This is a genomic window from Paraburkholderia sp. (assembly GCF_036488505.1).
Lineage (GTDB): Bacteria > Pseudomonadota > Gammaproteobacteria > Burkholderiales > Burkholderiaceae > Paraburkholderia.
In genome coordinates this window covers 1-10767 of record NZ_DASXHN010000291.1, presented here as the reverse complement: position 1 = coordinate 10767, position 10767 = coordinate 1, and the positions used below count along the sequence as shown (strand labels likewise).

Here is a 10767-nt window from a genome sequence, read left to right as displayed (position 1 = left end):
GAGCACGCAAAGCTCAACGACACGCTGCATGCGAACCTGCAGGAACTGTTCGGCATTCACGACATCGCGGTGTTCAAGCATCTGGCGGCGATGGTACGGGCCGGCAAGGTGGTCGATGCGAACGGTGATGACGTGTATTTCACTGGCGCGAACGGCACCAGGGGGCTGGCGGGAATGCGTTTGCCGATCGGCTTTATTCACGGCGAGAAAAATGAAACCTATCTGCCCGAAAGCACCGCGCTCACCTATGACATGTTGCGCAACCGCTTTCCTGAGCAGCCGTATGAGCGGCATCTGATTCCGGGCTATGGACATATCGACTGTATGTTCGGGAAGAATGCGCCGGTCGATGTTTATCCGGTGATCGTGCAATATCTGAATGCGCATTGACCGCCGCGCGATGCGCGACGCCTGATCCGCGCGTTGCGGGTTCTCCGCGCGCCCTCCTTCCGGTATGGTTGCCGTTGCGCGACGCGCGGCTGATGCCGGCGCTGCGCTTTCATTGCGCCTTCATTCATTTCGAACCCGTTTCGCACATTCACCTTCTCCGATGAAAAAACTTTTTCTGACCGTACTCACCGCTGGCCTGCTCGGCCCTACCGTCGCCGCGACGCGCGTGCAGGCAGCGGAACTTCATGTGATGACATCGGGCGGTTTCACCGCTGCCTATCAGCAACTCGGGCCGAAGTTCGCCGCATCGACCGGTAACAGGCTCGATACGATCCTCGGGCCGTCGATGGGTCAATCGCCCGAAGCGATTCCGAACCGGCTCGCGCGCGGCGAATCCGCGGACGTCGTGATCATGGTCGGCTATGCGCTCGACGATCTGATCAAGCAGGGCAAGGTCATCCCCACGTCGCGCGTGGAGCTTGCCGATTCGCGCATCGGCATGGTGGTGCGCGACGGCGCGCCAAAGCCGGACATCAGCACCGTTGAAGGGTTGAAGGAAGCGCTGCTGCACGCGAAGTCGATCGCCTACTCGGACAGCGCGAGCGGCGTCTATATTCAACGCGAGATGTTCAAGCGGCTTGGCATCGAGGATCAGGTCAGCGCAAAGGCGAAGATGGTGCCGAAGATTCCGGTCGCGTCGGTGGTGGCGAACGGCGACTACGAAATCGGCTTCCAGCAGGTCAGCGAGTTGCTGCCGGTGAAAGGAGCGGCCTTTGTCGGCAAGGTTCCGGAGTCGGTGCAATCGGTCACGCGCTACGCGGCGGGTATTCCGGTTAATGCGCCGCATCCGCGTGAAGCGAAGGCGCTGCTCGACTATCTGGCGTCGCCCGCCGCGCAGCAGACGGTTCGTTCGACCGGACTCGATTCCGTCACCACGCATTGACGATCGACACGAGGCACGCCGGCGCACTGGCAACGTGCGCTCACGTGCGCCGCATTTTCGTCAAGCGCGCGCTCGCGCGGGGCAATCAGAAGAGCTTGCCCGGATTCAGAATGCCGTGCGGATCGAGTGCGTGCTTGATCGCGACCATCGCCGCGAGTTCGGCCGGCGATCGCGAAATCGGCAGGAACTCGCGCTTGAGCAAACCGATCCCATGCTCCGCCGACACCGAGCCGCCCAACGGCCGCAGCATCTCGTAGACGAATGCATAAACCGCATGATGATCGACCCCCGGCACTGAATGACCGTCGACGGTCAGATGCAGATTCGAATCGCCGATATGGCCGAAGAAATACGCTTCGTTGCCGGGCCAGCGCTGGTCGAGCGCCGCGCGGCAACGCTCGACGAACGCGCCGATGCCGCCGATCGGCAGGCTCACATCGAAGTTGATCGCATCGAGCTTGATCGGAAACTCCGCCGTGCATTCGCGAATCGCCCACAACGCACGCGCATCGGCAACCGACTGCGCGATCACCGCATCGCGCAGCGCACCCGCTTCGAGTGCGTCGGTCAGCGCTTGCGCAAAGCGTTCGCCGTCGTCGTCCGCATCGAAGCCTGCGTGTTCGATCAGCGCATACAGCGGATGCGGCGCGTCGAACGGCGAGCGCGCGCCGCTCAGCTTCACGCCGAAGTCATAGAAATCCGGCCACATGATCTCGAACGCGCCGATGTCGTTGCCAAAGCGTGTCGTGAGACGGCGCAGCAGGCTCACCGCGGCATCGTAGTTATCGAGCCCGACGAGCGCCGTATGACGCGCCGCACGCCGCGGATGCAGCCGCAACACCGCGCGCGTGATCACGCCGAGCGTGCCCTCGGAGCCGATAAACCAGTGCTTCAGATCGTAGCCGGTATTGTTCTTGACCATCTTGCCGAGCGAGCTGAGCACGTCGCCATTCGCGAGCACCGCTTCGAGCCCGAGCACCTGATCGCGCGCGGTGCCGGACTGGATCACGCGATTGCCGCCGGCGTTGGTCGCGAGATTGCCGCCGATCTGGCACGAGCCGCGCGCGCCGAGATCGAGTGCGAGTTCGAAGCCCGCTTGCTCGGCAGCCTCCTGCGCGGCCTGCAAGGTCGTGCCGGCGCGCAGCGTCAGCGTGGCGGACGCGGTATCGAGTTCTTCGATGCCGGCCAGGCGTTCGAGCGACAGCGCGATATCGGTGGTGCGCGCAATCGCGCCGCCCGCGAGCCCGGTCATTCCGCCTTGCGGCACCACCGGCTGATACGCGGCATGACAGATCGCGAGCGCGCGCGAGACTTCCGCGGTCGTACGCGGCAGCAGCAGTGCCGCCGGTCGCGTCGGCGCGTGACGGGTCCAGTCGGTCATCGCACGTTCGCTGATCTGCGCGCCCACGCGCACTGCGTCTTCGCCAAGCGCGGCGCGCAACGCGCCGAGTGTCGCGGCAAGCGGCGCGGCGGCGCTGCTCGCGGCGTGAGTGATGCCCTGATCTGTCATGCAGGAGTTCCTTGTTATGCCGAAGCGGCGTGTTTCTTCCGATAGCCCATCGAATCGTTGATGCGGCCGAGAATATAGTCCCCGGCGGCGACCGGCTGATATTTGACTTGCGTACCGCTCGCACCGAGTTCGCGCGGGTCGACGAGCGCACCGTAAGTCGGATCGTAGAACGTCGCGATCGAATAGCGCTCGCGCCCCGACGCATTGATCACGCGATGCAGCGTCGAGCGGAAGCGGTCGTCGGTCCAGCGCGCGAGCAGATCGCCGACGTTCACGACGAAGCTGCCTTCGATCGGCGGCGCGTCGATCCACGTATCGTTGGCGATTTCGCGCACCTGCAGACCGCCCACCTGATCCTGCCACAGCAGCGTGATGCAGCCGTAGTCGGTATGCGGCGCGACGCCGAACTGATCTTGATCGGATTGGGACGGCTGCGGCGGGTAATAGACCATCTGCGTGCGCTGCATCCGCTTCGTGTAGCGCGGCGCGAAGAAGTTTTCGTCGACGCCGAGGCTCACCGCGACCGCGCGCAGCAGATCGGCGCCGCACGCGCCGACCGCTTCGTAATACCCGTATAGCGCCGGCCGCAACTCGGGCATGAAGTCCGGCCAGTTGTTCGGCCCGCGCAGCGCCTGGCCCGCGAGCACGTCCGGGTCGTCTTCCGGCAACTCGAGACCGATACTGAAGAACTCCTTGTAGTCCGGACGCTTGGCCTGATACATCGTCGCGTCGCCGAGCGCATTGAAGCCGCGATGCCGCTGATTGACCGCCGCGCGCCGCTTGGTATCGACCGGAAAGGCAAAGAATGTGCGCGCGGCCCGCGCGGCGGCGTCGATCGTCGCTTGCGGGACACCGTGATTGACGATGTAGAAGAAGCCGATCGTCGTACACGCTTGATGAATTTCCGTTGCTACGCGCCGCAATGCTTGCGGATCGCCCGCGCGTACGCCGGCAAGGTCGATGATCGGAATACGGGTCACGGACATCGCGCTGCTCCTTCAGGGATCGCGGGGGCGAGTGGTATCGGCGGTAGTATCGGCGGCGGCAATTCACCAGCTCATTGAGCCGGTCAAACACACGATGCAAAAGTTCGCGACCCATGCGCGACGCACCGCTTGCATTGCAGTGGTATATACCGCCAAAAGCACGCCCGCAAGTTGCATTTACGCCTGCATATCAGGGCTTTTCTCTACTCATTTGAAGATTATTTTTCGCGCGGAACGCGGTATATACTGCCTTGCACGAATCACGCCGCACTGCCCGCGCGCCGGTTCGACAATGATTCCAACGACCCCACACCTCAACACCTATCGCACCTGGAGAACCCCATGCGTATCCTTGCAGGCTGGAAATCGAGTCTGGTCATGCTGGCGCTGTGCGCGGCAAGCGTCGCCGCTCACGCCGACGACCAGCTAGCCAAAGTGAAAAAGGCTGGCGAGCTGGTGGTCGGCACCGAAATGCAGTTCGCCCCGTTCGACTTCCTCGAAAACGGACAGCAGGCCGGCTTCAACAAGGATCTGTTCGCGGCGATCGGCAAGGAGCTCGGCGTCAAGGTGCGCTTCATCGATCTGCCGTGGCCGAGCGTGCTGCCGGGGCTCGAAGCGGGCAAGTTCGATATGGTCGGGGGGCCGCTGACCGTGACCAAGGCGCGCATGGAGCGCTATACGTACACGCTGCCGGTCGCCGACGCGACCGACGCGCTGCTCAAGCGCGCGAACGATGAATCGATCAGGAAGTCGTCGGATATCGCCGGCAAGACGGTCGGCGCGGGCAAGGGCACCGCGCAGCTCGATCAGTTGAAAAGCTATACGGCCACGTTGCCGAAGCCGCCTGAAATCCGCGAATACGTCGACAACAATCAGGCTTACGCGGATCTCGCCGCCGGCCGCATCGCGGCGGTTGCGAACTCGGTGACCAACATCGCGTATGTCGCCAAGCAGCGTCCGGAAATGTTCGCGGTCGTGCAGCCGCCCTTCGGCGCGAACGTGTACTTCGCGTATGCGCTGCGCAAGGACGCTGACAGCAAGCCGCTCGCCGACGCGTTCAACGCCGCGCTCGTCAAGATGCACAACGACGGCCGCCTCGCCGCGTTGCAGAAGAAATGGTTCGGCGTTGCGATGGATGTGCCCACCACGCTGCCCACGCCGAACTACTGAGCGGCTCGATGCGGGCGATGCGGGTTTCGCGGCATCCTGGTTAGTTTCCTTACCGCGCATCGCCGCTCACCGTTTCACTGGCCGTCATCGTCATGTTCAACACAACCGTCTTCGTTCAGGGCCTGCCGCTGCTACTGCGTGCGGCGCTCGCCACCATCGGCATATCGCTGACTGGGCTGGTGATCGGCTTTTTCGTCGGCATCGGCGTCTGCACCGCGCGGCTGTCGCCGCATCGCGCCGCGCGTCTCGCGGGCGGCGCGTACGTGTTCTTTTTTCGCGGCGTGCCGATGCTCGTGCAGCTACTGCTGGTGTACTACCTGCTGCCGTTTGCGGGCATCAACGTGTCGCCGATCGTCGCCGCCATCAGCGCGGTGTCGCTGTGCTCCGCGTCGTATATCGCAGAAATCCTGCGCGGCGGTTTTCTGAGCATTCCGCCCGGGCATCTGGAAGCGGCGCGCATGCTTGGCCTGTCGCCGCTCGATACGCTGCAGCGCATTCTGGTGCCACAGGCCTTCCGGCTGACGCTGCCGTCGCTCGTCAACGAAATGGTGCTGCTGATCAAGGCGTCTTCGCTGATCTCGGTGGTCGGCGTCGCCGAAATCACCCGCACCGCGCAAAACATCGCCGCGAGCACGTACCGGCCGCTCGAAGCGTATCTGGCAGCCGGGCTTATCTACTTCGTGATCTGCGGCACGCTCGCGCTCGCCGCGCACGCCGCCGAGCACCGTTTGCGGCGCGCCTGAGCGGCCCGCGCCCACTCGAACCCCGCCATGCAAACGTTCGACCCCACCGTCATCACACACAATCTGCAGCCGATCGCCGCGGGGCTTGCGACGACGCTCGGCAGCTGGGTCGCCGGCGTCGCGATCGGTCTCGCGACCGGCTTTCTGATCGCGGTGCTGCAGCTCTTTTGCGCACGTTGGGTGCGCGGCCTGCTGCGCATCTACATCGAGCTGTTTCGCGGCACGCCGTTTCTCGTGCAGCTGTTTTTGCTGTACTACGGCGGCCCGTCGATCGGCCTCACGCTCGAACCGATGACGGCCGGCATACTCGGTCTCGGCCTGTATGGCAGCGCATATTTCGCCGAGGCATTTCGCTCCGGCTTCCAGTCGGTGCCGCGCGGCCATCTCGAAGCGGCGTCGTGCCTCGGGCTCACACGCTGGCAGGCGATCCTGCGCATCCAGACGCCGCAAATGCTGGTGCTGATCGTGCCCGCGCTGACCAACCTGATCATCGTGCTCAGCAAGGAAACCGCGGTGCTGTCGATCGTCACCGTCCCGGAGCTCACGTTCGTGTTGACCGGCATCGGGTCGGCCACGTTTGCTTTCGTCGAAACGCTGCTGGTGCTGTGCGTGTGCTATCTCGCGCTGGTCGAGCTGACCTCGCGCGCGGGCATGTGGGCAGAAACCCGCCTGTCGCGCTTTCTCGCATGATCCAGGGCCTACTTACCATGAACGCCATCGCCGACATGCCCTCCTCCGTCTCTACCGCCAGCGCCGCCACGCAAGCCGGGCCGCTGATCGACGTGCGCGATCTGCGCAAGCGCTTCGGCGAGATCGAGGTGCTGCGCGGCATCGATCTCGAGATCGCGCGCTCCGAAGTGGTCTGCATCATCGGGCCGTCGGGTTCGGGCAAGAGCACGCTGCTGCGGTGCCTGGCCGCGCTCGAAACCTACGATCACGGCGAGGTGCGTATCGAAGGCGAACTGCTCGGCTATACCGAGCGCAATGGCCGCCGCGTGCGCGCGTCGCAGGGCGACATCAATCGCGTGCGCCGTAACGTCGGCATGGTGTTCCAGCAGTTCAACCTGTGGCCGCATATGACCGCGCTCGGCAACGTGATGGAAGCGCTGTTGCGCGTGCGGCGCCTGTCGAACGGCGAAGCGCGCCGCCGCGCGAATGCGATGCTGGAGACAGTCGGCCTCGCGCATAAGGGCGACGCGTATCCGGCCAAGCTGTCGGGCGGTCAGCAGCAGCGCGTCGCAATTGCGCGAGCGCTCGCGATGGAGCCGCACATCATGTTGTTCGACGAGCCTACTTCGGCGCTCGACCCCGAACTCGTCGGCGAAGTGCTGCAAGTGATGAAGCAGCTGGCGCGCGACGGCATGACGATGGCGGTGGTCACGCATGAAATGGGCTTTGCCGCGCAGGTCGCCGACAAGGTCGTGTTCATCGACGAGGGGCGCATCGCCGTGCAGGGCAAGCCGCGGGAAGTCTTTCACGATGCCGCGCAGCCGCGTCTGCGGCAATTCCTGCAAAACTATTTCGACCGCAATGCGTTCTGGACGCGCGGCCCGGACGACACCCAGCCGCTATGAGCGCCACTGTTCGCCACAAACCGTTCGGCAAGTCTGCCGCGAGCGCGCCAGGCGCGGCGGCGAGAGGCGCACGCGGCGCCGGCGATGCACCGGCCGCGCGCTACAAGCAGGTCAAGCAGCACATCCGCCAGATCATCGACTCGGGCGAGCGCCGGGCCGGCGATCGTCTGCCGTCCGAACTGGACCTCGTCGCGACGCTCGGCGTGTCGCGCATGACGGTCAATCGCGCGCTGCGCGAACTCGCCGATGCGGGTTTCGTCACGCGCGTGTCGGGCGTCGGCACGTTCGTCGCGCCGAACAAGCCACAGTCGACTCTGCTGATGATTGCCCATATCGGCGACGAAATCCGTTCGCGTGGCCATGTTTATCGTTGCGACGTGGTGTTGTTGCAGCGCGAGAGCGCGTCGGTGACGGTGTCGAACGCGTTGGGTCTGCCGCCCGGCGCATCGGTGTTCCATGTGATCTGCGTGCATCGCGAGAACGGGCTGCCGGTGCAGCTCGAGGATCGCTATGTGAATCCGGCCGTCGCGCCGGATTTTCTGCAGCACGATTTCTCGGCGCTGGAGCCGTCCGAGTATCTGTTGACGGTCGTGCCGATGCACGATCTAGAACACGTCGTCGACGCGGCGCTGCCCACGCCGGCAGAAGCCGAACTGCTCGAAATGACGGCGGAAGACCCTTGCCTCACGCTGACGCGCCGCACGTGGACGAATGGTGTGGCGGTGACGTTCGCGCGTTTCGTGCATCCGGGGTCGCGATATCGGCTCGGCTGCCGCTTCTCGCCGAATACGTCGCAGCGTCAGGGCTAAGGTCAGGCTAGCTTCAGGCCAAACGCGTGGCTGGAAAACGAGCCGGCTGCGACGTCTGCGCATTGATGCGGCCACGCGTGCGTCAGCTATGCAGGCTGTTCCCGCGTGCGCACGCGCTCGAACACGTCGGCGACGTCGATGCCATTGAGGTTCAGTCCGAAGCGCTCGCCTAGACAGCCGGCCAGTTCGGCGGCGCTCGCGATGCGCCGCTCGGCGACGAGTTGCCCGGCGGCGTCGCGTTCGCTCAATTGATCGTTGAACAGCGCGACGCGCACATCGGCTGATACGCGGCACACCATCAGGTTGTGCGTGAACACCGAGTCGGGCGACGCGGACGTGTACCAGTTCGACGTTTCGTAATCGATCCATTCGACCGGATGCAGATCGAAACGATACACCCGCGCCCAGCTTTCGCCTGGTACTTGCACTTCGAGGTACAGCATGTCGTGTCCGGCATCCGCGAGACGGAATGTGCCGAGCGGGATCGGTTGCGCGAGCTCCGGGGTCAAACGCAGCGGCGCGGTGAGCGTCACGCTGCCGAAGCCGACGTCGGCTATCCACGCGTCGCCGTCGATATCGATGCGCAACACCATATGCGCGCGCGGCGTGATCGCGCCCGGCTCGCGGCCCCACAGCACACGCCCGAGCATCGGCGTGATGCTGAAGCCGAGCTGCATCAGCACGTTTGCGAACAGCGTGTTCTGTTCGAAGCAGTAACCTCCGCGCGTTTCGCCAACGAGCTTGCGTTCGACCGATTCGAGATCGAGTCTGACCGGACGCCGCGTGAGCGGATCGAGGTTCTCGAACGGGATGGCTGACGGGTGCAGCCGGTGGATCGCCCGCAGCACGTCCAGCGTGGCCGTGCGCGGGCCGGTGTAGCCGATGCGGGCGAAGTAGTTGTCGAGATTGACGGTGTGCGGCATCGGCAGTGTTCCGGTCAGGTTGCGAATGCGGCGCTCGCGGGCGGGCGGTGGCGTTGACGCGGCGCGCCGCGCCGCCGCCCCGCCGGCTGGTGCGCCGGGCGCAACGATCATAGCCGCTTTTCGCGCATGCAACGCACAGGCAGGCGACGCCGCCGAGTAACGTATTCTCGTAGCCGCGCGCCGCGCCCGCCAGACCCTGCGCCGATGAGCCGATGCAGCCGATGCGGCCGCACCCCACACCACGCGCCGCGCCTACATCCCCTGCAACGCCGACGTCGCGATCGACGGCACGGAAATCCCGTGGCTCGAAGCGAACTGCACGGCCGAACTGAGCGTCGACATCAGCGATTGCAACTGCCCCGGCGCGGACTGCGCGACATACGACGCGCTTTGCGCGGTCTGCGGATTCAGCCCGGATTGCAGCAGCGAGGCCGGACTCATCTGACCGATGCTGCCCAGCCCCGACTTCAGGCTCGAATACTGGGTCACGCCCTTACCGAGCGACGACAGTCCATCGGTGAACGCCTGCTTGTCGACCGGTGTCGACGACGCGCTGCCGCTCGCGTGACTCGCGAATGCATCGGTCAGCTTCTGCGACAGCGACTGCTGCGTGCTGCCCACCTGCGTCAACTGACTCACCGACGGCGTGCCGCCGCTCAACAGGCCCGCCGCCTGCTGCGCCTGGCCGGCCGCGCCCGTCATGCCCATCGCCGAGGCGAGGCTCGACTGGCCGCTGAGCGCTTGCTGGTTCGCGCCCACGTAGCTTTGCAGCAACTGCGACACGCCTCCCGACGTGCTTGCGGAATTGCCGCCGAGCGCATTGCCAAGTGCGCCGGCTGCGCCGCCTCCCGCTGAACTGTCGCCGGCGCCGAGACCGAACTGCTTCAGGTTCAGCTGCGCGTGCGCCGCGCCGCCCAGCAATAGACCGGCGCTCGTCAGCAGCGAAATCAGAACAATGTGTCGCTTCATCTACATCTCCTTACGATGGCTTACGGGTCAACAGTGCGCTTCGACAGGCTACGTCAACAGGCGTTCTGCCCGACCGCATCGATACGATAAAATTGCGCGACTTCTGGCGTTCCATCCACCGCATCGACAGCTTCGATAGCCCGGGAATCGCGCGCCATTCGCGCGAGGCAGCGGCAACACTACCTGGATCCGTTGAAACAACATTAATCAGGATCTCGATGACATTCGCTGAAATCAATCGACAGCGTGTGCGCGCGCTTGCTTTTCGCGAACGCTCCGCATGCGCTGGCGCGACCCATCGCACGTGTTTGCCTTCACTGCGGCGCGCTGCGCTCTGCACGGCGTTCACGTGGGCCTCGCTCGCCGCCGGCGCGGCGATGGCCGACGCCACTCCCGATGCGAACTCAGAAGCGCCCGAAGCCGGCCTGAAAACCCAGCCGCCCGAGACCGAGCCGTCGAGCACTTTCTGGAACCGCGAACAGATGTTCGGCGACATCGGCGGTCTGCGCCCGTGGCTCGGAGAATACGGCGTGACGTTCACGCTGACCGAAACCAGCGAAGTGCTCGCCAATCTGCGCGGCGGCCTCGCGCGCGGGGCCGACTACGACGGCGTGACGACCGCCACCGTGCAGATGGATACGCACAAGGCATTCGGTGTGCCGGGCGGCCTTTTCAACGTCAGTGCGCTGCAGATTCACGGTGCGAACCTGAGCGCGAACAAGCTCGGCACGCTGAACACGGCAAGCGGTA

11 protein-coding genes and 1 pseudogene are annotated in these 10767 nt (G+C 64.8%); 8 read left to right on the top strand and 4 right to left on the bottom strand.

Annotated features, from left to right (window positions below):
- Together VGH68_RS17485 and VGH68_RS17480 are read left to right on the top strand one after the other, a co-directional pair.
- Positions 1–390 (top strand): annotated as a pseudogene (locus VGH68_RS17485) (glucose-methanol-choline oxidoreductase); the annotation flags it as partial.
- A 160-nt stretch (positions 391–550) separates the two neighbouring features.
- On the top strand, positions 551–1333 hold the full coding sequence (locus VGH68_RS17480; RefSeq protein ID WP_331604914.1) for a substrate-binding domain-containing protein: 783 nt from the start codon (positions 551–553) through the stop codon (positions 1331–1333).
- An 85-nt stretch (positions 1334–1418) separates the two neighbouring features.
- On the opposite strand, the gene VGH68_RS17475 is transcribed toward VGH68_RS17480, so the two are convergent.
- Positions 1419–2843: an FAD-binding oxidoreductase gene (locus tag VGH68_RS17475; RefSeq protein ID WP_331604913.1), complete on the bottom strand. Its 1425-nt coding sequence runs from the start codon at positions 2841–2843 to the stop codon at positions 1419–1421.
- Positions 2844–2857: 14 nt separating this feature from the next.
- A complete protein-coding gene (locus VGH68_RS17470) occupies positions 2858–3829 on the bottom strand; it encodes an isopenicillin N synthase family dioxygenase (RefSeq protein WP_331604912.1) in 972 nt (323 codons plus the stop codon).
- Between the two features lie 342 nt (positions 3830–4171).
- Between VGH68_RS17470 and VGH68_RS17465 the strand changes: the two genes are divergently transcribed.
- The 5 genes from VGH68_RS17465 to hutC all read left to right on the top strand — a co-directional run bounded on the left by VGH68_RS17465 (position 4172) and on the right by hutC (position 8125).
- Positions 4172–4999 (top strand): transporter substrate-binding domain-containing protein, encoded by an 828-nt coding sequence (locus tag VGH68_RS17465; protein WP_331604911.1) that lies wholly within the window; start codon positions 4172–4174, stop codon positions 4997–4999.
- 92 nt (positions 5000–5091) lie between these two features.
- Positions 5092–5742, top strand: coding sequence for an amino acid ABC transporter permease (locus tag VGH68_RS17460; protein ID WP_331604910.1), 651 nt, complete (start codon positions 5092–5094; stop codon positions 5740–5742).
- Positions 5743–5769: 27 nt separating this feature from the next.
- Entirely contained in the window at positions 5770–6432 is a 663-nt protein-coding gene (locus VGH68_RS17455; RefSeq protein WP_331604909.1) for an amino acid ABC transporter permease, read from the top strand.
- A gap of 17 nt (positions 6433–6449) precedes the next feature.
- Entirely contained in the window at positions 6450–7316 is an 867-nt protein-coding gene (locus tag VGH68_RS17450) for an amino acid ABC transporter ATP-binding protein (protein ID WP_331604908.1), read from the top strand.
- Positions 7313–8125 (top strand): histidine utilization repressor, encoded by an 813-nt coding sequence (gene hutC, locus VGH68_RS17445; protein WP_331604907.1) that lies wholly within the window; start codon positions 7313–7315, stop codon positions 8123–8125. Before VGH68_RS17450 ends, hutC begins: the two co-directional genes overlap by 4 nt.
- A gap of 86 nt (positions 8126–8211) precedes the next feature.
- On the opposite strand, the gene VGH68_RS17440 is transcribed toward hutC, so the two are convergent.
- Both VGH68_RS17440 and VGH68_RS17435 read right to left on the bottom strand, forming a co-directional pair.
- Positions 8212–9048 carry an arylamine N-acetyltransferase gene (locus VGH68_RS17440; RefSeq protein WP_331604906.1) on the bottom strand — a complete coding sequence of 279 codons (837 nt, stop codon included), beginning with the start codon at positions 9046–9048 and terminating at the stop codon, positions 8212–8214.
- 252 nt (positions 9049–9300) lie between these two features.
- On the bottom strand, positions 9301–10017 hold the full coding sequence (locus VGH68_RS17435) for a hypothetical protein (RefSeq protein ID WP_331604905.1): 717 nt from the start codon (positions 10015–10017) through the stop codon (positions 9301–9303).
- A gap of 218 nt (positions 10018–10235) precedes the next feature.
- On the opposite strand from VGH68_RS17435, the gene VGH68_RS17430 reads away from it, so the two are divergent.
- The coding region (locus VGH68_RS17430; RefSeq protein WP_414696957.1) for a carbohydrate porin at positions 10236–10767 on the top strand (532 nt) is incomplete at its 3' end.